Origin of the sequence: Pseudomonas sp. 9AZ (genome assembly GCF_902506525.1) — a bacterium.
Taxonomy (GTDB): Bacteria; Pseudomonadota; Gammaproteobacteria; order Pseudomonadales; family Pseudomonadaceae; genus Aquipseudomonas; species Aquipseudomonas peli.
Genome location: NZ_LR733840.1, coordinates 3,304,273 through 3,327,116 on the forward strand (window position 1 = coordinate 3,304,273; position 22,844 = coordinate 3,327,116).

The following is a 22,844-nucleotide window of genomic DNA, read 5'->3' on the forward strand; positions in this document are numbered from 1 at the left end:
AGCACAAGGGCCGCAATTGCGGCCCTTGTCGGTTATTTCTCCAGCGCGATCTTCGGCGCCCAGCGTAACCACTCTTCCTTGACCTCATCGTGCAGGGCAAAGGTCTGCCCAACCTGCGCCGGGCCGCCCATTTGCGGGTTATCCGGCGAGGCAAAGGCAATACCACCCTCCAGCAAAGCCTCCAGCGACTCGGTACGCACCTTCACGCCACTGAACAGCCCAGCATCCACGCCAATCCCGCTGGCGTTCCAGAAGCGGCTGCCGGTTCGCACCAAGGGCGCATAACGCGGTTCAATCAGAATATGGATTAACACGCGATCCGAGGTTGGCCCCAGCTCGAAGTCGGTGACCTTGCCCACCGGCACTTCGCGGTAACTGACCACCACACCCGGTTTGATCGACCCACGCCGCGCCGCGCTCAACACCAGGCGCAGGCCTTGCTCGCGCACGCTGGCCTTAGGTGGTGCCTCGGCGGCAGTAAAGTCCAGTTTCAGTGCAGCCTTCTGTGCAGACGGCTGCACTTCGATGTACTGGCCAGTGACCAGGGTTTCCAGATTGGCGGCCCGGGTCAAACTCACCTCGGGCTTGACCACCCAGAACTGCGTCCCCACGCGGGCAATCTGCTGGGTTGCCTGAGTAACGCGCGCATGCAGAATCACGGCCTGCAAATCATCCGTCAGCTCAATGCGCTCGACCTTACCCACATCCAGCCCCTTGTAACGAATTGCCGTGCCGGGGTTAAGCCCATCGCCACGGGGGACACGGATGGTCAGTGCAACCCCCTTCTCCAGCGCTTGCTCTTGGCTGCTGTAGAGGTTGAAGCGCTGCACGCGCTTGTCATTCTTGGCGGCTTTCGGATCCGGGGTCTCAAAGGCGATCCCACCAGCCAGCAGGGTTTGCAGCGATTCGCTTTTCACCTCAACGCCGGATAAACCACCTTTGAGGGTAATGCCACTGGCATTCCAGAAGCGCGTACTGTTGTTCACCAGATGCGTGTATTCCGGCTCAATGTGCACACCGAATGCCACCTGCTTGTTGTCGCGTGAGAGCTGATAGCTTTGCACCGAACCAACCTTGAGCTGCTTGAACAGCACCGGGCTGCCAATTTCCAAGGAGCCACGCACCTCACTGAACAACACCAGATGCAAACCGGGCGCCGCCAGATCGAGCGGTGGCGCCTTGGGCCTGGCCGCAAAGTCACGCGACGGCGCACCGCCTTTCTCGCCCGGGCGTATGGCGATGTAGTTACCCTTGACCAATGCTTCGAGCCCGGTAATCCCTGCTAGGGAAATCGATGGTTTGACCACCCAGAAATCCGTGCCTTCTACCAGGTAGTCTTCAGTGCGGGGATCCAACATCAGTTCAACGCGCGCACCACTGAGGTCATCGTCAATCTTGAAGGTCTTCATATGACCGACCTGGATGCCCTTGTACATCACCGGCGTACGCCCTGGCTCCAGCCCATCAAACTCATGCAGAGTCAGGTTGACGCGAATCCCTGCCTGCGCCGTATCGAAGTCTTCATACAGGCGGAATGGCAGTGACGGATCGGTCGGCGGGCTGTCCTTGCGATGCTCCGGCGTCGCAAAGGCAATACCACCCGCCACGATGCTGGCCAGCGATTCGGTGCGTACTTTCACACCTGATAGCCCTGCATCGATAGACACACCACTGGCGTTCCAGAAACGCGTGTGTTTGCGCACCAGGGATGCGAACTCCGGCTGAATGAATACCTTCACCTCAACCTGATTCTGATCTTCAAGCAGGGCATAGCTTTTCACCCGGCCTACCTGAATCTGCTTGTAGAACACCGGGCTGTCACGGTTCAACGAACCCAAGCGCTCGGCCTTGAGCGTCAGGTGCAGCCCAGGCGCCGTATCGGCCAAGGGCGGCGGTTCATTGAGCGCAGTGAATTTGCGCGTGGGCTCACCGTCGCCGGGGCTGGCGGCGATGTAATTACCCGATACCAACGTTTCCAGCCCGGTAATACCTGCCAGCGAGACGCTCGGCTTGACCAACCAGAAGCGGGTATTGCTGAGCAGCTGATGCTCCACACGCTTGTCCATCTCCAGCGTCGCACGTACACCGCGCCGCTCGCCGCTGTCGTCAAGCTCCATCGCAGTCAGCTTACCAATCGACATGCCCTTGTAGATCACTTCCGTTTTGCCGGCCTGCAAACCCTCTCCCGTCTCGAAGGTCACTTGGATTTCGATACCCGCCTCGTTATAGGCACGCCAGCCGAGCCAGCCACCGATCAATAATGCAATCAGCGGCAGCACCCAAATAGCCGACCAGTTCGAAGCAGGGCGTGCTTTGGCCAACGGCAAATCATTCATGGTCGTCATCCGAATCCGTGTTGTCCCATATCAAGCGAGGGTCAAAAGTTAATGCGGCCAGCATGGTCAGCACGACCACACTGGCAAAAGCTGTAGCACCGTAGCCTGGTTCGATACTTGCTAAGCTGCCGAAATTGACCACCGCGACCAGTATCGCGATGACAAAGATGTCGAGCATCGACCAGCGGCCAATCCATTCGATAAAACGGTACATCAGAATCCGCTGCCGCGCTGACATCGGCTGATGGCGTTGCACCGAGTACAGCAACAGAGCGATGCCCACCAACTTGAATGTCGGCACCAGGATGCTCGCGATAAAGACCACCGCAGCAATTGGCAACATGCCGTAGTTCACCAACTCAATAACACCCGACATGATGGTATCGGACTGTCCTTTGCCCAACGAATTAACCGTCATAATGGGCAGCAGGTTGGCGGGGATATACAGCACCGCCGCCGTCAGCAGCAGCGCCCAGGTACGCACAAGGCTATTGGGCCTCCGCTCATGCAAGCGGCCGCCACATCGCGTACAGAACTGCTTAGGGCTCTCGGGCTGACGCGGGTTGAGTTGGTGGCACTCGTGACAAATCAGCAAACCGGCATCAATCGCTCGCATGCTCATCCTCCCCCGACAGGGCTTCCCAGATTTGATGCGGCGACATCGTCACCTCCAGCCAGACCTGCACCAGTAACAATGCGACAAAACACAGCAACCCTAGACCAATACTTAACTCGGCCAGATCCACCAGCTTGACGATGGCTACCAGAATGCCCATCAAGTAGACCTCAAGCATGCCCCACTCACGCATATGGTGATAAATACGGTAAAGCAATAAGCCATAACTGCGCCCCATATCCAGTTGAATGCTCAGCAACACAGCCAGCTGACATAACAACTTCAGCAGTGGCACAGCCATGCTGCAAAGAAATACCACCACGGCGACGCTTTGCATCCCGCTGTTATACAAACCGAGTACGCCCGTCCATACCGTATCTTCAGTGGTTTGCCCCAAAAGATTGAGACGCATAATTGGCAAAAAGTTAGCCGGCACATAAAGCAATAAAGCTGCAAGTACCAATGCCAGACTCCGTCGTATGACATACGTGCGATGGGTGTACAACTCATAGCCACAGCGTGGACACTCAACCCGCTCACCTGTAGCCGCCTCAGGTTTGCGCAACAACAGATCGCACTCATGGCAGGCAATCAGTTGCTTGAGTTCACGCTCGGACAGTGGTTCAGAGAGTGCCGGATCGGCCATAGAAGAACCCTTGGATAAGTGCGCTTAGGCATCATAGCCACGCCCTGTTTAGTTGCCTATCAAAGGCTGAGCTGGGCATGGTTTGTTTTTCGCGGCATAAAGTAAAACCCCCGACCGTTTTCACGATCGGGGGTTTTGGTATAGGTGCTTGACGATGACCTACTCTCACATGGGGAAACCCCACACTACCATCGGCGATGCATCGTTTCACTACTGAGTTCGGGATGGGATCAGGTGGTTCCAATGCTCTATGGTCGTCAAGCGATTCAGCTGAGATGTCGTGCTGCTTGCGCGGCACGCTACCTCGAATTGGGTATGTGATTTGNGGATAACCCTTCAGGTGACGCATGTGCGCTTGAAAAGCAGACTTAGCTTAAAGGGAGTTTTCCAAGCATTGCCGGAGTTTCCCTGAGCGCGGCGTTAAGCACGGCATGCACTCGGCCAATACCCGACATGCCGCTGCGATAGAAGAGATTCACGGGCACTGTGTGCGATTGCCATTTTGGCAACGCACGCACGAGTCGGCCCGCAGCTATCTCTAAGTCTGCAAGGAAAACAGGAAGGCTCGCCACCCCAGACGTCCCCCCGTCCTCAGTAGCACTTGTATTTAGAGTCGATCTGTCTGTCCGCTTTTGGCCGACTCCAGCCCGATGCTACTGGCGACTCCCGGCTAGGAGCTGCCATTCTCAAGCGCCCCATCCTACCCCTTTAACAGCTCGGCGTACCGCAACCGATCAAGAGATAGCTAGCAGCTTTGCTGGACAGGCTGATCAGACCTTGGAGGTTCAGTGCCCCATCAAACTCTTTGCGAACCGACGAGGCGTGTTCCTGAGCACGCTTGAGCAGCCTTCATTGCATATGGCAATCTGCAATCACCATGCCCGCATGTCTCCTAGAACAGGGGCGAGCGCTGCTGCGGATTTGCCAAAACTAATCAAGGATGTTCCTCATGCGCCTGCTCGCCGCCTCCCGCACCACAACTAGCCTGGCGATGTTCCTGCTGTTTGCCGGATGCACCCAGATCACGCTCGCACCCATGCCAACCGGTATCCCCGATGGCGTTTACACCCATCGTTTTCAAACTAATCCGCCCACCTCGGCTTACGAATACAGCGGCGAGTGGAAGAACAGCGTTCCGCATGGTCAAGGCTCGGGTCGTGACTTCGATGCCACTGGTAGCTTGACCGCAACCTGCAAAGGGACATTCAGAACGCCCTATCCCGGCTATCTGGAGGGCGATGGGGAAATATACCGCCCCAATGGTTCGCTCCTGTTCCGCGGGAACATCGTGGGGAGCCTGTTGTCCGGCTCAGGCTGCATGCCGGGTAGCAAAGGCGTTTATACCTCGCCTGCAGGTTGGACGGTCAGCTCCGATAAATTCAGCATCGTCTCCTACGCGATGGGGGTTTATATGCTTCCCGGAGGTACCTGTATCCTGGGTGACCCGCAGGGCAATACATGGACTGGTATCTGCAATCTGCCGGCACGGTCCAAGTACGCCAACATCGCTTTCGACGGCACGACCTACAGCCTTCCCGAACTGGAAGCTTCCTCGACGCTCATCCACTTCACGGGGGGAGGCATTGTCAACTTCACCCTGGCCAACGGCCCTGGTGTCATGCGTTTCTCCAATGGAGAGCAGGTCCAAGGCAACTTCGACCTCGGCCACTTGGAAGATGGCCTGGTCCAGGTAACTTCGCCTGACGGCAAAGTGTTTCAGGCCATGGCCAGCAACGGCAAGATGGGGCCGCGCCATGTAGGCAGCGCTCAGTTGGCCAACTCACAATCCTGTGGTTTCCCCGGCTGGCGCCTCGCCAGTGGGACCTGTGAACAGAACAACTGGTCCGGCACTGTCGAAGCCTACGATGCCTCCGGCATGGAGCGCATCGCGGGCCCGTTCAAAAAAGGGGTTCCCATCGGTACTGTTACCTGGTCAAGGTTAGACTCCGGTCTGCAGATCCGCGGCACCATGGCGGCAGTCAACGGGGGCTTGGGTTTCACCAAGGGCCAGGTGAGCGTCAATGCAACACCGGTCTATGAGGGCGAGATAAGCGGCTTCGCGCCCAATGGCAATGGAATCTGTACCGTCGAGGGCAGTCCCGAGCGCTGTGAATATACGCATGGCGAGCGAATCGACGCGCTGTATAAAACCCGTCTGGAAAACAACCGCCTGCGCCGCGAGATGGCCGCCAACCAGAAGGCCCAACAGCTCGCTCAGCAACAAGCAGCAGCTCGCCAACAGGCACAAACTGAGACAGAAGCCGACTCGGGTGGTGGCGATCTGTTCGGCAAGGTGGTGGCCATTGGTATTGGTGCCGGAGCTGTCAGTTCGGTATCCGGAGTTTCCAGCGAGATTCGCAACCAGATGATCACCGGCATGGCGGCCGATATCCTCACCGATGGCAAAGCGGGGGGGATCGCCACGGCACAGCAGAATTTAGGTGTGCAAAGCACGGGGAGCCTGCAACCTGCCGTGTCGACGCTGAGTGGCGCCAGCATGGGCAGTAACAGCGTACTCAAGGGCAGCTCTGCGGTAGCCAGCCTAACGGAAACAGATGACTCGAACACAACCCTGCAAAATATCGCCGGTATCGGCAGCACTCCGGGCCATGCAGAACGCAGCAAACAGTTGGACGACGTCGTCGTCCAGGTATCCGCCGAGATGGGTCTGAAAACCTACGATGCCACTTACCAGTGCGCCCCGGGAGATCCGGTGCAGCGCGTCACCGTACCCTACAAGAGCGAAGCCTGTCGGGTGGCCAAGCAGAATTGGTTCCAAGTCTATGCCTGCAACGATGTCGAACGCATGGGCGCCGCCAACCAGCAGTGCCTGGAAAGCTGCGGTCATGCCGGGTGCGACGAGCAATAAGGTCATATTGGAGAGTGGTGCCCAGAAAAGCCCCAGCCTTGCGACCGGGGCTTTTTTCTTTCCTCTCTTTTCAGTGCCGATTGGCCAGCAAGTAGCCTGGATATCTGCAAGGTGGAAAACGCTACGCGGTTCCCACCTTAAGCAATTTCGATAACTCTGTAGGGTGGACAACGTTTATTTCTTCACCAGCTTTTTCGACAGACAGCGCTGGGTCGGAATCTGTTTTGACGAGTGACTGTTTATGGCCGACAGTTTCCGGTTATGAAGGGCAGAAATCGGCCGATTCTGTTGAAAAAGTCGGTTTTTGAGAGTGCTGCTTTTCGGCAGCACAAAAATCGCTCGATTTCGACGTTGTTACGTGAAAACCAAGACAGCTTCGGCTTCTGAGTGAACCAGATTTCAACGTCTCTAATACTCTTTCATGAGCAAAAATCGCGACGGGACTTTTTCAACGGAATCGGCCAGAAGCAGACGTTTAGATGGGAGCCGGCAAATTGATTAGACAGGCTGGGCCATAGAGAGGACCGCAAAGGCCATAGCGTTGAAGGAATTGACTTACTCAGTCATGGATTCCGTAGCGAGCTTTTGCGGCTGCTACAAGTTCAGCCGAGAAAATGCGGCCTTTCACATAGTCAGCCATTTTCGAGGACATGTAAGAGCTCATGCGAGCGCCCGCAAGGTTGTTGGTGGCCTGGACATGGACCACGTGGGAGCGACGTTGCGTTTTTTCGAGTGCAGGCATCATCTAGATCACCAAAAAGGTAAGCAGATTTTATACGGGTAGACGCTTCGTCATCTTGTAGCTCTCCGCCGCTTATCAAAATATGCTGGTCACGACAGCTGGTTCTGCTGCCTTCCGGCTTCCCGCGCCCAAGAGGATGTAAACGCTATTTTGGGTTTCAAAAAGATAATTACTTTTTAGATCGACTAGGAGCGTGCTTCTGACCCAATCGCCTGGTAAAAATCGACGAGCACTATCGGTTACTACGGTGTGGGCGTAGAGAAGGATTGGCTGAAAACCTTGCTCTGTAACCAAAGCCTTCTTGTCATCTGAAATATCCAGGTCGACGAGAATCCATTGCCTTACTGAACAGTATGGTTTTCCAGGGCACAGCTCCTGAGCCAGCGCGATGCCAGCAGCCTCGTCGTCACAGGCGCTATGTATTGCATTGCCTTCGCTTGTTAGAAAATCACTGATTTTTTCAATGCTTATTTGAGCCATTTACTGAACTCCAGCCTGCAAGCAGGCACGACGATAGGGGTTAGAAGGCAACGCACCTGCCACTCAGTCATCAATTCGCCCCCAAAAAATTATCTGCGCTTATCAGCCCGAACCCGTCGGCGGAGAAGGACTTGTCGTCATCGAACATGCCGTTGACCATGCGCTCTCTACGCAAGCTGCTTAACACTCTGAAAAAGCAAAGCTCACAGAGGTGGACCTGGTAGTGCTCTCCGTCATGTTGAGCGCCGTAACCCCATTGCGCTTCGAGCCTGCCATATTGCAAGCCATAACTGGGGATGCGGGTACTAGAGGAGCAAACGTCGCAAATCACATCCTCAATCATGGCGACCGTCGCCAGCGATTTGATTTCCATGCTCACACCTGAGTAATTTTCTAGAGAATGAAGCGGTCGACCTTGGCCGTTCACATGTGAGCACTACTCCAATGAACTAGGCGTCACATCAAAAACAAGCCAACAACTGCTGCCTGTAATGTTGAGAAAAGCTGACCTGATATGCGGATTCAGCTGCAAAACCAGCTAGCGAAATGATGTTCGCTGCCCTCGACTCAATAGCCTGCGCAGCCCTAACTAAGGCTGCACCATCCATCCCATCGACGTTGCTGGCAGTAACAATCGGCTCAGGCTTCGAATCTGGGGTAGGTCTCGGAGTCCGCACCTCATTCAGCACCGCCAAATCATCCGGCAAGTCATCTGCTATTCGCTCCGCAAAGCCTTGAAGCGTCGGTTCCGCCAGCATAAATAGCCATGCTTGGTCATCCGATATACCTGTGCGCCGCAGTACCCGCCCCAGCACTTGTCGGTAATGCAGCTCGGTGCGGATACGACTGAGATAGCAGCACACTTGCAGGCGGGGAATGTCGGTGCCTTCGCTGATCATCCCGACGGCGACAATCCAGCGGCAGGTGCTACCCCGGAATGCATTGATCACCTGCTGCACATCTAGGGTCTTGTTGGTCACAATGCGGCAAACCTCGCCCCTAGCGTCCAGGGCCCGGGCTATTTGCTGGGCGTGCTCGATGTCGGTAGCAACCACTAAACCGGCTGCATCAGGTTTCATCTTACGAAGCTCATTGAGCTTGCTGCAGCCAATGTCGAGGAGCTGATCGATCACCTCGTCATGGCGCAGCAGTTCCTCGTAGGTGACGGGGGACTCGCCCAAGAGCTTGGCAATGCTTGGAAAGAGCCTCACAGAGCGATCAGCACCCAGTTCTTCCGTGAGCTTCACCTTCTGATTATCGAGCAGGACAATACGAGGGGACCGGCACACGCCATCGGCAATGGCGTCTCTCAAGCCGTAACGGTAATCACAGATCAGATGCCCCTCGGGCATGGAGTAACGAGCCAGAGCGATAGCCTTGTCGTCCGATCGCCAGGGTGTGCCTGACAACGCTAGCGTGAAGGCAGCGCGATCTTGTACACGGTGCAGTATCTGCTGCCCCCAGGCATTGCTGAGCAGCGGATCGTGGCCTGCGCAATGGTGGATCTCATCGAAAACCACGAGCACACGGTAGTCATCAAGAAGCTGCCAGAATCCCTCATCACGGTATTCCATAGCCTGGTAGGTGTAGGCCGCACCCACAGCACCTATTTGGCCGTCGAGACGCTTGCCTAGCGTCTCAGTAAAGGTCGAACGGAAGCCTTCAACGACCTGGCAGGAGGGCGCAAAGCACATCACCAAGTCGATCCTGTCCTGCTCAAGCAGCCGGCTAGCCAGTTCCGCAGCCATGCGCGTCTTCCCGGCCCCCGGCGTTGCCTGGCAGAAAAAATGCGTCGTGACGTTAAAGTGTTCCAACGCCTTATTGATGCAGCTGTTTTGCCAGTCTCTCAGTGCTCCGCTCATTGTGATGCGGCAAGCGTGTTGAGGGTCCTTTCGATGGCGCGAAGATGTCCAAGTAGGCGCGAACTACGATCTTTGGCCTCCAGGTAATCGCCTTCAATCCTGTCCCGCAGATGAGGCATCTCGTCCAGAAGTAGCTTGTAGCGCTCCGCCTCGCCCATCGAAGCCAGGAAGTCCAAGCGGATCTCCTTGTGAAGAACTTCCAACTGCTGATCCGTATTGGTTGGAGATTTAAGCGGCAAGGTCGCAACTTCGAGCACTGCAGGTTCCTTTTCAGGCTCACTGGCAGTTTTGAGGCTGTTTTCAAACCCGTTGTCGACCAGCTCCAGTTGAAGTTGGGCCGGAATCGGCTGCAAATGGTAGACCTGCCCCCGAACACGGCGATCCTCATCCAGCACAATCCAGCCCATGCGCAGTAATCGACGGATCTGCTCATACACATAACGACGCACATCGGCGATGCGGAAATTCATGCCTTCCAGGCTTGTGGCATAAGCATCGCGCAACTCGCGGGTGGTGAACTGTGTGCGGCCTTCCTCCTGAAGCAGTCCATACAGACGCCTGTCAAAAATGAACGAGGCCGATTTCATTGGGCACCAGAAGAATAATAGCGGAAAAATGCGGATTATAGTCCGTGTCCTGTGCATCCGCAAACGCACGATAGTGCCGCCTCAAGTGAAATTGAGACGGTCATGGATAATTTGGCGAAAGCTTTAGGGGAACGCATCCGGGCACAGAGAAAGACCTGCCGAATTTCTCAGGATGCACTCGCCCTGGCCTGCAGCATTGATCGCAGCTACATGGGACGAATCGAACGAGGCGAAGTAAACATCACCGTCGAGAAGCTTTACCGAATCGCAGGTGAGCTGTCCTGCGATCCGTCCGATCTACTGCCCCAGGCCGCAGAGCGGTAGCCCAGCTGACTGAGATAAAAGCCGCAATGTAAATCAGCCCGGGTTCGGCAAACAACTTGGCAACCTCTGCAGCACGCCGTAGGTTTTCATGGCGATCATCTGCAGTAAAACCCAGATCCGCGCATAAGCCGCCTCGCAGGCTATAGCCATCTAGCACAACGCCGCGCCGTTGAAGCTTATGCAGCTGTGCCTCTAGGGCATAAGCCAGCGTGGACTGCCCAACCTACGCCCTGCAAGATTTGTGTATCTCTGGGTGTCCCCCTTGACGGGCGTTCATCATCTAAACAACTTGCAATACATGCACCATGCACACATATTTAGCTCATGAAAGATATGAAACTCGAAAACATAGTTGGGGCGCTGTCGCTGGCGATTTCTGACTCTATCCATCAAGGCACTCAAGAAGAGGCGCCGGAGGTTGGCCCGGCAGCTGCTGCTATTGCCTTACTCGGTCATGAACCAGGCCTGTCTATAGAGCGCTTGAGGCGAGCCTTGGGATTATCTCATCCTGGAGCTGTGCGTCTTGTTGATAGGCTTGTTACCCAGGGCGTAGTAGAACGTAGGCAAGCAGAAGCTGATCGCCGCAGCGTTGCGCTCCACCTTACTGCTACGGGAAATACGAACTGTGCTGCGGTGCGAGCTGTACGCCATGAACGTATAGCTCGTGCTTTGGAAGTTCTTGATCCGGGTGAGCGCGAAATTCTTGGTCGGATAACCGAAAAGCTACTCAAAGGTTTGGTACATGATCTCGATCAAGCCTATTCAGTTTGTAGACTGTGCGACCCCGCGTCTTGCAAGAACTGTCCGGTTGCGAATGCCGTAGATGAAGATCATTGAACTCCATTTACCGGAACGTTGAGCCACCTTGTAAAAGCTTTTGTTGATTGCGATTTCTCAAAAAGCGGAAGACAGCAAATCACTTGTAAGAAGCGCCCCCTGCAATCGCAACCTCTGAAAGTAAGTAATCGTGTTTAACCTATAACCTTGCTGTTGGTACATAGATACCCAGCAGTATGGCTACAGATATGGTGGCGCTACTCCACTCTCAGACTCTTCAGTAGCGAGTGAAGTGATGAAGCGGTACCGTCATATCCTTCGACAAGCCTTGCCATCACACCATTGTTCTTTGCCGCCTTGAATCGCCCCCACTGTACATGCCGATCATATCTGACTGATGGCAATGAGGCTATGTGTGACACAGCAATGGAAAGAATCAGAACCTATGAGCGAGGTATTCGTCGGTAGATAGGACTTCGGCGTAAGCGAATGCCAGCGCGGCCATAAACGCAGCATGCACCTGGGCTGCGGGCACCTTAACGCCGCCGAACTCTAGCTCATGACTGGCGCATGCGTCTGCGATCACGGTATTGGCATAGCCATAATCGGCGGCCGCTCTGGCGATGGCGTCCACACACATATGGCTCATATTGCCGACAAGGGTGAGTTGCTCGATGCCCTGTTCGCCGAGAATCGACTTGAGCGGGGTATCAACAAAGGCATTGACCTGATGCTTGAGGACCACAGGTTCGCCAGCACGGCTGGCCACCTTGCTGTGGGTCATCGCACCCTCGCTGCCCGGCTCGAAGAACGGCGCATCGCCTTCGTTGAATTCGTGGCGTATATGCACCACCAAATGACCACAGCTACGCGCATGCGCGAGAATCCGCGCGGCATTATCAGCAGCCGCATCGACGCCTTCGAGCGGCCACTTACCGGTTGCAAAATAGTCGTTCTGGATATCCACCAGCACCAGGGCCCGCTTGGTCATGACACACTCCATCAACTCATTGGAAGATAAGTGCATAGCCTAGGGGCTTAGCACCGGCTTGATGGATTGGCAAATCCGACATTCTTGCTGGAAGAACTGACAATGACTGGCGCGCATAGGGCCGAGGTCTGCATCCTATTCTTCCCGGCGCGCAGCGGGCGGGCACCCTGTCTCGACACTCTTATGAAGCCAAATAAATAATAGCTATATTGATTGAGCCTGATATTCCTTTAGCCACTATATCTTCTGCCCCGAGCGCCCTCCAGGAGACACGAAATGAGCACGCATAACGAAAAAGGCACCGCACTGATTACCGGCGCATCATCAGGCATTGGTGCCACCTATGCCGAGCGTATGGCGCGACGCGGCTACGATCTGCTGCTGGTCGCACGCGATCTGCCCCGTCTGCAAACACTCTCTGCACGGTTGAGCGCGGAATTCGGCGTGAAGGCTGAAGTCATGCAAGCCGACCTAACCGACAAGGCCGACCTGCAGGCCGTCACCCTGCGCCTGCGCAATGACAAGGCCATCAGCGTGCTGATCAATAACGCAGGGATGGCCATGAATGGTCAACTGGCCGAGACCGACCTCGACACCGTCGATCGTATGATCCTGCTCAACGTCGTGTCGCTGACTCATTTGTCCAGCGCGGCCGCTGCCAACTTCGGCGCTGCCGGACGGGGCGCGATCATCAATATCGCCTCGATCGTGGCCCTGGCCCCTGAGATGTTCAATGCCGTATACAGCGCCACCAAGGCTTATGTTCTGAGCCTCACCCAGACCCTGAACGGAGAAGTGAAGCCCTTGGGCCTGCAGGTACAGGCCGTATTACCAGGGCTTACCCGCACCGAAATATGGGAGCGCAGCGGCATGGATGGTTCTAAAGTGCCGCCAAACATAGTCATGGAGGTAGGTGAAATGGTCGATGCGGCACTGGCCGGCTTCGATCAGGGCGAACTGATCACCATCCCATCATTGCCCGATGCCGCCGATTGGCAAGGGTTTGTCGGTGCTCGAGCCAAGCTCGGGCCGAACCTCTCGCACAGCAGCGCCGCCGCCCGTTACAAACACACAGACACCTGAAGCGAGAAAAGTTCCTAGGCTGTTCGAGCATAGGTTTCTCGTCGGCCACGTCCCCGTTGCGGGCTGTATCGCTAAACACGAATTGCCTGCAGCCTGGAAGAACTGACAATGACGAACACAGCCCCCAGGATTCAGGTCGGCATCTTGCTTTACCCTGGCGCGCAGCGGGCGGCCATCTATGGCCTCGCCGATATTTTCACCGTGGCCAACCAGTTGCGCCGTGAGCACTCGACCGCAAGCGCGCCGGAGATTTATGTCAGCCAGTGGCAACTCGACACTCAGGCACAACTGACCTGCGCTGACGCATCTGCAGCAGCGCATTGTCCAGCCATCCTGATCGTGCCGCCCTGCCTGGGCGATCATCTGGACGCGCAGTCGGCACAGCCGTTTATTCCCGCGCTAAAGTCCTGGCACAGCGCCGGTACCCTCATCACTTCGGTATGTGCAGGCGTCTACATGCTGGCGGAGGCTGGTCTGCTGGACGGCCGTTCGGCGACCACGCACTGGAGTCTGGCAAGCGACCTGGCAAGCCGTTATCCAGCCATAGCGGTCAATGTCGACAAGATGATCATCGATCACGGCGATGTGATTACCGCAGGCGGGCTTATGGCCTGGACGGACCTGGGCCTGACCCTGGTGGAGCGCCTGCTCGGCCCAAGCCTCGCCGCCGCAACGGCGCGTTTTCTGGTGCTGGATCCGGCGCGCCACTCACAACAATGCTTCAAGCGGTTTGTGCCAAATCTGAGCCATGGTGACGAGGTGATTGTTAAGGCCCAGCACTGGCTGCACACCCATGCGGGGCAAATTGAACGTATCAGCCAGCTGGCTGCCTACGCCAATCTGGGTGAACGCACCCTGCTGCGGCGCTTCCGTCACGCAACCGGCCTGACACCCACCGAGTATTGCCAGGCGCTGCGCATCGGCAAAGCCTGTGAGTTGCTCGAGTTGACCAGCCGTACCATTGAGAACATTGCATGGACGGTTGGCTACCGCGATACAGGGGCCTTTCGCAGGCTCTTCAGCAAAGTCACCGGCTTAGCCCCCGCCCACTATCGCAGCCGCTTTGGCGTTGCTCACAAAGGCTGAAACCCGGCCAGGGCACAAATGCCCTGACTGGGCGGCCGATCAAACGGCGAAGCCGTAAAGATCCCATTCCACCTCGGTGACATGCAGCGCCAGACGCTGATACTCCGCACGCTTGATGGCAACAAACGCCTGATGCAGCGGCAGCCCTAACACCTCGCGCATAAAGGCCGAACCCTCCAGGCGGTCGATTGCCTCCAGCCAGGTTCTGGGCAGGTCACTGACATGGGCATCGTTGTAGCTGTTGCCCTCTGCCGCCGGCCCCGGATCGCACCCCTCTTCGATGCCCTTGAGCGCGCCTGCCAGGGTAACGGCCGCCACCAGATAGGGATTGGCATCCACCCCCGCCACCCTGTGCTCGAAGTGCCGCGCCTTTGCCGACGTATTCGGCACCCGGATAGCAACGGTGCGATTCTCGAAGCCCCAGGTATCGGAGGCTGGCGAGTACAACACCGAGGCAAAGCGCCGCCAGGAATTGAGGAAGGGGGCCAGCACCAGCAGGGTATCGCCGATGGTCTGACGCACGCCGCCGATGGACTGGAGCATCAGAGCACTCAACTGCCCCTCTGCCGTGTCGGCATAACGGTTGTTGCCCTCGGCATCCTCCAGGGACAAATGCAGGTGCATCCCGGAGCCGGCCTCCTGGCTGAAGGGCTTGGCCATAAAGCAGGCCTCCATGCCGAGGCGTCTGGCCGCCGAGCGCACCAGGCGCTTGGCGATCACCAGATCGTCGGCTGCCCGCAGCAGGTCACGGTAGCGAATGGTGAGCTCGTACTGGCCAACGGCGTATTCGGAAATCACCGATTCCAAGGGTATGCCCAGATGCTCGGCCCCGGCGTAAATCATCTCGAAGAAGGGGGCCATTTCGTCCAGCTCATCGACCGACATGGTGTTGCGGTTCAGTGAGCGTCGCCCGGTCAGGGCATAGCGAGCCGGCTGATAACGACCTTGCGCATCACGCTCGTTATCCACCAGATAGAACTCCAGCTCGAAAGCCCCCATGGGCGAAAAGCCCAAGGCCTTGGCCGCCTCGACCTGGCGCACCAGTGCCTGGCGTGGGTCGGCACTGAACGGCGAGCCATCGGCCTCGAACATACTGACCAATACCTGGCCACGCTTGGCATGAGGCAGCACGCCCAGTGTGCCGGGAATCGGCCAGCAACGTTTATCGCCACCACCGTCATGCAACACCAGGCCGGTATCGTCAACATCATCACCGGCCACATCCTGGCCGAACATCGAAGCCGGAATCGGCCGGCCGCTAAGGTACAGTGCGTCAAGCTCATGCCGGCGAATGGTTTTGCCACGGCCGATGCCATGGCAGTCGTTGAGCACCACATCGATGCCTTGCACATCCGGATACTTGGCGAGGAACTCATGCACCTCGCGCAGCTCTGCCCCTGTGGGCGATTTAACGTTCATTCGAACTAACCATTAAGAGTGGATTAAAACAGCGGCTTACTTCGCCAACCCCAGGCTACGCACATGGGCGTAAGTCAGATCGAGCACCTTGTAGACAGTAGCCATAAGCTCGTCCGCCTCGGCATACGTCAGCGAGTACGGCGGCGCAATCACCATACGGTCGCCGACTGCGCGCATGATCAAACCGTTGTTAAAGGAAAAGTCACGGGCCACAAGACCAATCTTGGCCGCCTCGGGGAAGGTGGTGCGTGCAGCCTTGTCAGCGCAGAACTGGAACGAACCGATCAGCCCCTCCATCACCGCCTCACCTACCAGCGGATGATCGCTGAGGGCCTTCCACTTGCTCTGCAGGTACGGCCCGATATCGTCGCGCACCCGCTCCACCAGCTTCTCGCTTTGCAGAATGCGCAGGTTGGCAATGGCTGCCGCGCAGGCTGCCGGGTGGCCGGAATAGGTAAAGCCGTGGGCGAATTCATCACCAAGCTCCAACAGCACAGCCGCCACACGGTCCGAGACCGCCACCGCGCCCATGGGCACGTAGCCCGAGGTAATGCCTTTGGCCAGGGTCATAAAGTCCGGCTCGGTGCCCATCAGTTCGCAACCGAACCAATGCCCCGTACGGCCGAAACCACAAATAACCTCATCGGAAATCAACAGAATGTCGCGCTGCTTGAGGCCAGCCGACAGCTCCGGCCAATAGCTGCTTGGCGGGATGATCACCCCTCCTGCGCCCTGAATCGGCTCGGCAATCATGGCCGCCACCTTGTCCGTGCCAAGCTGATCAATCATCTCCAACGTCTGCCTGGCGACATGGCGGCCGAAGGTTTGCGCGTCCATATCGCCGCCGTTCGCCCACCAGAAGGGTTGTGGCGCGTGGACCACACCAGGGAGCATGCCCTGCTGCTGCATGGCCCCGAAGCCGCCCAGTGAAGCCGCTGCAATGGTGGAACCGTGATAACCGTTGTTGCGCCCGATGATGACCTTCTTTTCAGGCTTGCCCAGCAGCTGCCAGTAATAGCGCACCAGGCGAATAATGGTGTCGTTCGACTCAGAACCGGAGCCGGTATAGAAGAAACGATTGAACTGCGGCGGCGTCAGCTCGGCGAGCATCTGCGACAGCTCGACCACTGGCGGGTGGGTGGTGTTGAAGAAGGTGTTGTAGAAAGTCAGATCCTTCAACTGCTGGGCGACCGCATCGGCGATATCGGTGCGGCCATGCCCAACCGCGACACACCACAGCCCGCTCATGCCATCGAGGATGCGGTTTCCGTCGCTGTCGCGCAGGTAAACCCCATGGGCCGACTCGATAACCCGCGCACCGCGTTCATTCAACGCCCGGGTATTGGTAAACGGATGCAGGTGATGCAGGGCATCCAGCGATTTAAGTTTCTGGCTATTCAGAGAAGCGTTCATGGAAGGACTCACTGTTCAATAGGGTGCCGTTGATTGACGGATTTTTCGTACGCCGGCAGCGCAGGTTTGCCGCCGCTAAAACGCCATCAATCGGGAGGGGCAGGCCCGGCAAAATGCTCCGCGACCATGTCCATCAGCCGGCAAACACGTAGGCGGTTTTGCTTGATGTATAAAACTCGGCAGCAGAGCGCCCCTGCTCTCGGGGACCGAAACTGCTGCCTTTAGCGCCGCCGAATGGCACGTGGTAATCAACACCGGCGGTCGGCACATTGACCATCACCATGCCGCTCTGCACGCGGCGGCGGAACTCACGCGCATAGCGCAGGCTACTGGTGCAGATCCCGGCGGAAAGCCCAAAAGGCGTGTCGTTGGCAACATGCAAGGCCTCGTCAAAATCCGCGACCTTGATCACGCTGGCACAGGGGCCGAAGATCTCTTCCTGACAAACCCGCATTTCGGAACGCGCGCCAAGAAATAACGCCGGGCGTTGGAAAAAGCCCTGGGTCGACAGCTCCAGCCGCTCTCCCCCGCGCACTTCACAGCCCTCGGCCGCAGCTAGATCGACATAGCTGAGGTTGCTGGCCAATTGCTCGGCCGAGACCACCGGGCCCATCTGGCTGTCCGGGGCCAGGGCATGGCCGACTTTGAGAGCGGCCAACTGCCGCGATAACTCATCAACAAAGGCATCGTGAATAGAGGCCTGCACGATCAGCCGCGAGGACGCCGTGCAGCGCTGACCGGTAGAGAAAAACGAGCCATTGAGCGAGGCGGCTACGGCAATCTCAAGGTCGGCATCGGCCATGATCACCATCGGGTTCTTGCCGCCCATTTCCAGCTGCACCCGCTTCATCCCAGCGGCCGCGCTCTGGGCAATGCGTTGCCCGGTCGGCACCGAGCCGGTAAAGGACAACGCCCTGACATGCGGGTCATCTACCAAAGCAGCACCGACACTGGCACCGGGGCCCATCACCAAATTGAACACACCCACAGGGCAGCCGGCGTCAGCAATAACCCGGGCCAGAAGACGCGCCGTACCAGGCGTCAGCTCGGCGGGTTTAAGCACCACTGCGTTGCCGTAGGCCAGTGCGGGGGCCACCTTCCAGGCAGGAATGGCGATGGGGAAATTCCAGGGTGTGATAAGTCCAACCACCCCGAGCGGCTCTCGTGTCACCTCAACGTCGATACCCTGACGTACTGATGCAATCGCCTCGCCCCCTACCCTTAATGCCTCACCGGCATAGAAGCGAAAGACCTGAGCAGCACGACGCGTTTCGGCGACTGCCTCGGAAAAGATCTTGCCCTCCTCGCGGGCCAGCATCGTGGCGATCTCGGTTTCGCGCTTTTCGATGCCCCGGGCAATTCGGCTAAGCACGTTGGCGCGCAGCTGTGGCCCGGCAGCGGCCCAGGCAACCTGAGCCTCCGCAGCAGCGGCACAGGCATCGGCCACATCTTCGGGGCTGGCGATCGCATAGAGCCCGATCAGATCGCTGAGATCGGAAGGGTTAAGGTTCTCCATAACCCCCACACCTTCCCACCAAGCCCCGGCTATGTAGTTACGCTGAATGCTGGACATTTCGGATCCTTTCTCGCGGATATAAGGGCGCGGAATTACTGCGCAGTGGTGCCGCCATCTACAGGCACCAGAGCCCCGGTCATAAAGCTGGCATCGCTGGAGGCCAGGAAGGCCACAGCCTTGGCCACCTCCTCGACACGCGCCACGCGGCCCATGGGGATAGTTGCAGCCAGGGCCTGCACCTTCCATTCACGGTCATCGCCCTCGTAGGCCAGATCCAGCATGGGGGTGTCGGTATCGGATGGACACACCGCGTTTACCCGCACGCCCTGGGTCGCGTAATCCAGGGCCATGCAGCGGGTCAATTGGGTCAGGGCCGCCTTGGACACGCAGTAGGCCGTGGCCCCTTTGGCCCCCATCAACGCCCAATCCGAGGCCACGTTGACGATAGAACCGGATGCCTGTTTGAGCATGCTCGGCAACACCTCGCGCGATAGCCGAAACGCGGCTGACAGGTTGAGATCGAGCACCTGATCCCACTGCTCGTCGGTGCACTCCAGAGCGCTGCCATTGATCAACATGCCGGCATTGTTGATCAGCACATCGATGCGGCCGTAGGCATCGAGCGTAGCCTGAACAATGCCCCGAGGTGCTTGACGGTCGGTGAGATCCGCGGCGAAGAAAAGCGCCCGCGCGCCCTGCCCGGCAAGCGCCGTGACGAGCGCCTCGCCCTTGCTTCGGTCACGCCCGACCAGCACCAGCACGGCCCCACGGCTCGCCAACTCCTCGGCAACCGCATGACCTATACCGGATGTAGCGCCCGTAACGATGCACACCTGACCCTGAAACGACATGGAAACTCTCCTGTTGAAATAAAGGCCTCAAGCCCCGAGCAACGCATCCAGCTCCGGCCGCGCCGTCTTCAGCGCTCGTGCATAGGCATCAACGGCACGGTCAATTTCCGCTGCTGTAATCGAGAGTGGCGGAGAGAAGGAGTTGACGTGGCCGAACGGCAGTGCGCGGGTCAGCACGCCGGCATTCTTGGCATGCCGAGCGACGATACGATGGGGGGCCTGATGCGCCGCAAAAGGCTTGCGAGTGGCCCGATCGGCGACGAACTCCACTCCCACCATCAGACCGATACCGCGGATATCGCCGACATAGGGGTTATCCCCCAAGCGGGTCTGCAGCGCGTCCAGTAGATAAGGCCCCATGCGTGAGGCGTTCTCGACCAGGCCCTCACGCTCCATCAGATCAAGATTGGCCAGCGCCACCGCACAACCCACCGGATGGCCGGAATAGGTGAAGCCATGCATAAAGGTGCCGACCGCCGGCGATGCGGCCTCGAACACGGACCACATACGCTGCGAAACAATAGAGGCCGAAAGCGGGAAATACGCGCTGGTCAGCCCCTTGGCCAGGGACACGATATCCGGGCGCAGCTGGTAGGCACCGGTGCCAAACCAGTGACCGGTTCGACCAAAGCCAGTGATCACCTCATCGACGATCAGCAGGATCTCGTGCTTATCCAGCAGCGCTTGCACCCGCTCGAAGTAGCCGGCCGGCGGCAACAACACGCCGCCGGTTCCCATCACCGGTTCGGCGATAAAGGCCGCGATGTTGTCGCCGCCCTCACGGGCGATCAGCGCCTCAAGGTCAGCGACCATGCGATTACAGAAATCCGCTTCGTTCTCCCCAACCTGCGCAAAGGCGTAATGGTGCGGGCAGGACGTATGCAGCACGCCTGCAAGGGGTAAATCAAACGCCTTGTGATAGGACTCGATACCGGTAAGGCTGCCACTGGCGCACGTCACCCCGTGGTAGCTACCGATACGCGAAATGATCTTCTTCTTGGTCGGCCGGCCCAGCAGGTTGTTGTAATAACGCACCATCTTCACCGCCGTGTCGTTGGCATCCGACCCCGACGTACCGAAGAACACCCGCGCCATTTGCGGGGCATCGGCCGTTTTCCGAAACAGCTTCAGCAGGCGGTCGGCCAGGCGGATGCTCGGCTCCGAGGCCGCCGAGCCAAACAGGTGCTGAAAGCTCAGCTGCTTCATGGCCTGGTAGGCGGCGTCGGCGAGCTCGGTGCGGCCATAGCCGACGTTGACGCACCAGAGGCCTGCCCCCATATCGAGCAATTCGCGGCCTTGGTCGTCGCTGATCAACACGCCCTCGGCGTGGGTGTAGATGGCAGGGCCATCGCGCAGGTGATCGGCGATGGCCGTCAGCGGGTGAAACAGGCTCTGGCGATCCATCTCGGCAAGGTCGTGCGTATTAGCGAAGGTCATGGCGAAGTCCTGTCTGAATCGAGTCAGCGGCTGAGGGTTCAAGAAGCGCGCGCAGGCTGCGGATGGCGCACCCGGGTGTAGTGAGAACCGGGACGCTGACGACGGCCTGAACCGCAGTCGCGGCGTGAGCCAGGGAAAACTGCCCGAGCACCAGGGCATCCACGCCAGCGAGCTCAAGGCAAGCCTGGGCGGCGAGCTGATCGTGACGCTCAGCGTCACCGGCCTTGAGTGCAGCAAGGGCTCCCTCGGCCAGAATCGGCACCACACTGATAGTGCGACCGAGGGCATGCCCCATCGCCAGCAACTCATTGCGCAGGGCGTCCAGGGAAGGGCCGTAGGTCACCAGCAGAGCGATGCGGTCACCATGCTCAAGGGCCTCGGCAAAAGCGGCTTCATTCGGGCGCAATACCGGCACCGGCAAGCTCGCCTTGAGCGCATCGATGGCCGGGCCGAAGGCCGAACAGGTGAACAAAATCGCCTGGGTCTTGCCCGCCCGGCCATCGTGAGCCAGGCAGTAGCGAGCCAGGGTTTCAAAACGCGTCATCATCGACGGTTCGAGTTGCCCAGCGTGCGCCAGGTCGATGGCCAGCGAGGTATCCAGCAGGTCAAAGCAGAAGGCCTCAGGCCAGCCTTCGGCAAACGCCTGGCGCGCCGGCAATACCGACTCTTCGAGCGCATGGATCAGGGCGATACGTACCGGCTCAGAGCATGCCATCAGCCGCTCCCCGCGCCTGCAGCGCTTTGATCAGTTGCGCGTCACGTTGGACTTCCAGCTCACTGACCGAGCGCCCCGCCGCTTCCTTATCGACACCACTGATAAGTGCCTGGCAGACCGCCTCTGTCAGTTGCGGCATGCCCAGCGATGCCCAGCGCCGCACCTGGCTCGGCCCCAGGTGACGCAGATAATGGGCCATCCCCTCCTGGCCACCGCCCAGGTGATAGGTCATATGTGCGCCCATCACCGACCAACGCAAGCCCGGGCCATGCACCAGCGCGGCATCCACCTCACTCACATCGGCGATACCTTCGGCGACGATATGCACCGCCTCGCGCCACAGCGCCGAAGCGAGACGGTTGGCAATATGGCCAACCGCATCCTTTTTCAAGCACACAGGCTTGCGCCCGATGCTGCGGTAAAGGCCATCGGCGCTGTCGAGATGGGCCGCAGAAATGCCGTACAGCTCCACCAGAGGCACCAGGTGCGGTGGGTTGAAGGGGTGAGCCGTAATCAGACGCTGTGGGTTGCGCATGCCGGGTGAAAGCTCGGACCAGGTCAAGGCCGATGTGCTGGACGCGATGATTGTGTCAGCAGACACCACTGCCTCAATCTCGGCATAAAGGCCCTGCTTAAGTGGAATATTTTCAGGCGCATTTTCCTGCACCAAGCCGACACCGATTACGGCCTCAGCCAGCGATTCGGCAACCTGCAAACGACCTCGGCGAGCAGGGTCACAACCAAGCGTCACTAGCTGCGCCAGGGGACGTTCGAGCCTGGCAGTAAAACCGAGCCGCACTTGCGGCGACGGGTCCCAGGCTTGGACGTCATAGCCATGGGCCAGAAAAAGCGCAGCCCAGCTCTCGCCGATCAGACCGCAACCCAGCACTGCAACAGGCTTATTCCATTCAACCACTGCACGCCTCCTACGCCTTTCGGCAACTCTTGATCGGGACTCGACAGCCATATTTATTGGCTTATTATTATTTTGCGATCGCAGATCACATATCGCATACTATGCCGACGGTTGAACGAAACGCAACCCCGAGATAAATCTGCGCAGCGCACGGGATAGCCCTGCCCCATAGGCAGTA

The 22,844-nt window shown here is 58.2% G+C and carries 21 protein-coding genes and 1 rRNA gene; 5 read left to right on the top strand and 17 right to left on the bottom strand.

Annotation, left to right across the window (positions count from 1 at the left end; genetic code table 11):
- Nucleotides 1-32: 32 nt before the first annotated feature.
- From ALTER154_RS15525 to rrf, 4 genes are all read right to left on the bottom strand, one after another.
- On the bottom strand, nucleotides 33-2,336 hold the full coding sequence (locus ALTER154_RS15525) for a PqiB family protein (protein ID WP_160088361.1): 2,304 nt from the start codon (nucleotides 2,334-2,336) through the stop codon (nucleotides 33-35).
- Nucleotides 2,329-2,952 carry a paraquat-inducible protein A gene (locus ALTER154_RS15530; protein WP_160088363.1) on the bottom strand — a complete coding sequence of 208 codons (624 nt, stop codon included), beginning with the start codon at nucleotides 2,950-2,952 and terminating at the stop codon, nucleotides 2,329-2,331. The genes ALTER154_RS15525 and ALTER154_RS15530 overlap by 8 nt, the downstream gene beginning before the upstream one ends.
- Nucleotides 2,939-3,598, bottom strand: coding sequence for a paraquat-inducible protein A (locus ALTER154_RS15535; RefSeq protein ID WP_160088365.1), 660 nt, complete (start codon nucleotides 3,596-3,598; stop codon nucleotides 2,939-2,941). The genes ALTER154_RS15530 and ALTER154_RS15535 overlap by 14 nt, the downstream gene beginning before the upstream one ends.
- 146 nt (nucleotides 3,599-3,744) lie before the next feature.
- Nucleotides 3,745-3,860: ribosomal RNA gene (rrf, locus tag ALTER154_RS15540) — 5S ribosomal RNA — on the bottom strand.
- Between the two features lie 687 nt (nucleotides 3,861-4,547).
- Between rrf and ALTER154_RS15545 the strand changes: the two genes are divergently transcribed.
- On the top strand, nucleotides 4,548-6,467 hold the full coding sequence (locus ALTER154_RS15545; RefSeq protein ID WP_160088367.1) for a hypothetical protein: 1,920 nt from the start codon (nucleotides 4,548-4,550) through the stop codon (nucleotides 6,465-6,467).
- An 817-nt stretch (nucleotides 6,468-7,284) separates the two neighbouring features.
- On the opposite strand, the gene ALTER154_RS15550 is transcribed toward ALTER154_RS15545, so the two are convergent.
- The 4 genes from ALTER154_RS15550 to ALTER154_RS15565 all read right to left on the bottom strand — a co-directional run bounded on the left by ALTER154_RS15550 (nucleotide 7,285) and on the right by ALTER154_RS15565 (nucleotide 10,138).
- Entirely contained in the window at nucleotides 7,285-7,689 is a 405-nt protein-coding gene (locus ALTER154_RS15550) for a hypothetical protein (RefSeq protein WP_160088369.1), read from the bottom strand.
- 70 nt (nucleotides 7,690-7,759) lie between these two features.
- Nucleotides 7,760-8,062: a hypothetical protein gene (locus ALTER154_RS15555; RefSeq protein ID WP_160088370.1), complete on the bottom strand. Its 303-nt coding sequence runs from the start codon at nucleotides 8,060-8,062 to the stop codon at nucleotides 7,760-7,762.
- An 88-nt stretch (nucleotides 8,063-8,150) separates the two neighbouring features.
- Nucleotides 8,151-9,551 (bottom strand): DEAD/DEAH box helicase, encoded by a 1,401-nt coding sequence (locus tag ALTER154_RS15560; protein ID WP_160088372.1) that lies wholly within the window; start codon nucleotides 9,549-9,551, stop codon nucleotides 8,151-8,153.
- Nucleotides 9,548-10,138 (bottom strand): hypothetical protein, encoded by a 591-nt coding sequence (locus ALTER154_RS15565; RefSeq protein WP_160088374.1) that lies wholly within the window; start codon nucleotides 10,136-10,138, stop codon nucleotides 9,548-9,550. Before ALTER154_RS15565 ends, ALTER154_RS15560 begins: the two co-directional genes overlap by 4 nt.
- 102 nt (nucleotides 10,139-10,240) lie before the next feature.
- On the opposite strand from ALTER154_RS15565, the gene ALTER154_RS15570 reads away from it, so the two are divergent.
- A complete protein-coding gene (locus ALTER154_RS15570) occupies nucleotides 10,241-10,462 on the top strand; it encodes a helix-turn-helix domain-containing protein (RefSeq protein ID WP_160088376.1) in 222 nt (73 codons plus the stop codon).
- Here the strand turns inward: ALTER154_RS15570 and ALTER154_RS15575 are convergent.
- Entirely contained in the window at nucleotides 10,380-10,670 is a 291-nt protein-coding gene (locus ALTER154_RS15575) for an adenylyl-sulfate kinase (RefSeq protein ID WP_160090170.1), read from the bottom strand. The two genes, ALTER154_RS15570 and ALTER154_RS15575, sit on opposite strands and share 83 nt — an antisense overlap.
- Nucleotides 10,671-10,795: 125 nt before the next feature.
- Between ALTER154_RS15575 and ALTER154_RS15580 the strand changes: the two genes are divergently transcribed.
- Nucleotides 10,796-11,299, top strand: coding sequence for a MarR family winged helix-turn-helix transcriptional regulator (locus tag ALTER154_RS15580; RefSeq protein ID WP_160088378.1), 504 nt, complete (start codon nucleotides 10,796-10,798; stop codon nucleotides 11,297-11,299).
- Nucleotides 11,300-11,675: 376 nt separating this feature from the next.
- Here the strand turns inward: ALTER154_RS15580 and ALTER154_RS15585 are convergent, their stop codons facing one another.
- The gene (locus ALTER154_RS15585; RefSeq protein ID WP_160088380.1) at nucleotides 11,676-12,230 is read right to left on the bottom strand and encodes a cysteine hydrolase family protein; all 555 of its coding nucleotides are present in this window, start codon (nucleotides 12,228-12,230) and stop codon (nucleotides 11,676-11,678) included.
- Nucleotides 12,231-12,506: 276 nt separating this feature from the next.
- Between ALTER154_RS15585 and ALTER154_RS15590 the strand changes: the two genes are divergently transcribed.
- Both ALTER154_RS15590 and ALTER154_RS15595 read left to right on the top strand, forming a co-directional pair.
- Nucleotides 12,507-13,313, top strand: a complete 807-nt coding sequence (locus ALTER154_RS15590; RefSeq protein ID WP_160088382.1) for an SDR family oxidoreductase — start codon at nucleotides 12,507-12,509, stop codon at nucleotides 13,311-13,313.
- Nucleotides 13,314-13,421: 108 nt separating this feature from the next.
- Complete coding sequence (locus tag ALTER154_RS15595) at nucleotides 13,422-14,399, top strand: GlxA family transcriptional regulator (RefSeq protein ID WP_160088384.1); 978 nt, start codon at nucleotides 13,422-13,424, stop codon at nucleotides 14,397-14,399.
- 39 nt (nucleotides 14,400-14,438) lie between these two features.
- On the opposite strand, the gene ALTER154_RS15600 is transcribed toward ALTER154_RS15595, so the two are convergent.
- The 7 genes from ALTER154_RS15600 to ALTER154_RS15630 all read right to left on the bottom strand — a co-directional run bounded on the left by ALTER154_RS15600 (nucleotide 14,439) and on the right by ALTER154_RS15630 (nucleotide 22,666).
- Entirely contained in the window at nucleotides 14,439-15,818 is a 1,380-nt protein-coding gene (locus ALTER154_RS15600) for a glutamine synthetase family protein (RefSeq protein WP_160088386.1), read from the bottom strand.
- 36 nt (nucleotides 15,819-15,854) lie between these two features.
- Complete coding sequence (locus ALTER154_RS15605) at nucleotides 15,855-17,231, bottom strand: aspartate aminotransferase family protein (RefSeq protein WP_160088388.1); 1,377 nt, start codon at nucleotides 17,229-17,231, stop codon at nucleotides 15,855-15,857.
- A gap of 133 nt (nucleotides 17,232-17,364) precedes the next feature.
- Nucleotides 17,365-18,804, bottom strand: a complete 1,440-nt coding sequence (locus ALTER154_RS15610) for an aldehyde dehydrogenase family protein (RefSeq protein ID WP_160088390.1) — start codon at nucleotides 18,802-18,804, stop codon at nucleotides 17,365-17,367.
- Nucleotides 18,805-18,839: 35 nt separating this feature from the next.
- On the bottom strand, nucleotides 18,840-19,598 hold the full coding sequence (locus tag ALTER154_RS15615) for an SDR family NAD(P)-dependent oxidoreductase (protein ID WP_160088392.1): 759 nt from the start codon (nucleotides 19,596-19,598) through the stop codon (nucleotides 18,840-18,842).
- Between the two features lie 27 nt (nucleotides 19,599-19,625).
- Nucleotides 19,626-21,035, bottom strand: coding sequence for an aspartate aminotransferase family protein (locus tag ALTER154_RS15620; protein WP_160088394.1), 1,410 nt, complete (start codon nucleotides 21,033-21,035; stop codon nucleotides 19,626-19,628).
- Nucleotides 21,022-21,750 carry an aspartate/glutamate racemase family protein gene (locus ALTER154_RS15625; RefSeq protein WP_160088396.1) on the bottom strand — a complete coding sequence of 243 codons (729 nt, stop codon included), beginning with the start codon at nucleotides 21,748-21,750 and terminating at the stop codon, nucleotides 21,022-21,024. The genes ALTER154_RS15620 and ALTER154_RS15625 overlap by 14 nt, the downstream gene beginning before the upstream one ends.
- Nucleotides 21,737-22,666, bottom strand: a complete 930-nt coding sequence (locus ALTER154_RS15630; protein WP_218585084.1) for a 3-hydroxyacyl-CoA dehydrogenase NAD-binding domain-containing protein — start codon at nucleotides 22,664-22,666, stop codon at nucleotides 21,737-21,739. The genes ALTER154_RS15625 and ALTER154_RS15630 overlap by 14 nt, the downstream gene beginning before the upstream one ends.
- Between the last annotated feature and the right edge of the window lie 178 nt (nucleotides 22,667-22,844).

Bases quoted from the DNA above. Each gene is read 5' to 3' on its own strand.
- ALTER154_RS15525 (WP_160088361.1), bottom strand. From the start codon at position 2,336: ATGAATGATTTGCCGTTGGCCAAAGCACGCCCTGCTTCGAACTGGTCG.
- ALTER154_RS15530 (WP_160088363.1), bottom strand. From the start codon at position 2,952: ATGCGAGCGATTGATGCCGGTTTGCTGATTTGTCACGAGTGCCACCAA.
- ALTER154_RS15535 (WP_160088365.1), bottom strand. From the start codon at position 3,598: ATGGCCGATCCGGCACTCTCTGAACCACTGTCCGAGCGTGAACTCAAG.
- ALTER154_RS15545 (WP_160088367.1), top strand. From the start codon at position 4,548: ATGCGCCTGCTCGCCGCCTCCCGCACCACAACTAGCCTGGCGATGTTC.
- ALTER154_RS15550 (WP_160088369.1), bottom strand. From the start codon at position 7,689: ATGGCTCAAATAAGCATTGAAAAAATCAGTGATTTTCTAACAAGCGAA.
- ALTER154_RS15555 (WP_160088370.1), bottom strand. From the start codon at position 8,062: ATGGAAATCAAATCGCTGGCGACGGTCGCCATGATTGAGGATGTGATT.
- ALTER154_RS15560 (WP_160088372.1), bottom strand. From the start codon at position 9,551: ATGAGCGGAGCACTGAGAGACTGGCAAAACAGCTGCATCAATAAGGCG.
- ALTER154_RS15565 (WP_160088374.1), bottom strand. From the start codon at position 10,138: ATGAAATCGGCCTCGTTCATTTTTGACAGGCGTCTGTATGGACTGCTT.
- ALTER154_RS15570 (WP_160088376.1), top strand. From the start codon at position 10,241: ATGGATAATTTGGCGAAAGCTTTAGGGGAACGCATCCGGGCACAGAGA.
- ALTER154_RS15580 (WP_160088378.1), top strand. From the start codon at position 10,796: ATGAAACTCGAAAACATAGTTGGGGCGCTGTCGCTGGCGATTTCTGAC.
- ALTER154_RS15585 (WP_160088380.1), bottom strand. From the start codon at position 12,230: ATGACCAAGCGGGCCCTGGTGCTGGTGGATATCCAGAACGACTATTTT.
- ALTER154_RS15590 (WP_160088382.1), top strand. From the start codon at position 12,507: ATGAGCACGCATAACGAAAAAGGCACCGCACTGATTACCGGCGCATCA.
- ALTER154_RS15595 (WP_160088384.1), top strand. From the start codon at position 13,422: ATGACGAACACAGCCCCCAGGATTCAGGTCGGCATCTTGCTTTACCCT.
- ALTER154_RS15600 (WP_160088386.1), bottom strand. From the start codon at position 15,818: ATGAACGTTAAATCGCCCACAGGGGCAGAGCTGCGCGAGGTGCATGAG.
- ALTER154_RS15605 (WP_160088388.1), bottom strand. From the start codon at position 17,231: ATGAACGCTTCTCTGAATAGCCAGAAACTTAAATCGCTGGATGCCCTG.
- ALTER154_RS15610 (WP_160088390.1), bottom strand. From the start codon at position 18,804: ATGTCCAGCATTCAGCGTAACTACATAGCCGGGGCTTGGTGGGAAGGT.
- ALTER154_RS15615 (WP_160088392.1), bottom strand. From the start codon at position 19,598: ATGTCGTTTCAGGGTCAGGTGTGCATCGTTACGGGCGCTACATCCGGT.
- ALTER154_RS15620 (WP_160088394.1), bottom strand. From the start codon at position 21,035: ATGACCTTCGCTAATACGCACGACCTTGCCGAGATGGATCGCCAGAGC.
- ALTER154_RS15625 (WP_160088396.1), bottom strand. From the start codon at position 21,750: ATGGCATGCTCTGAGCCGGTACGTATCGCCCTGATCCATGCGCTCGAA.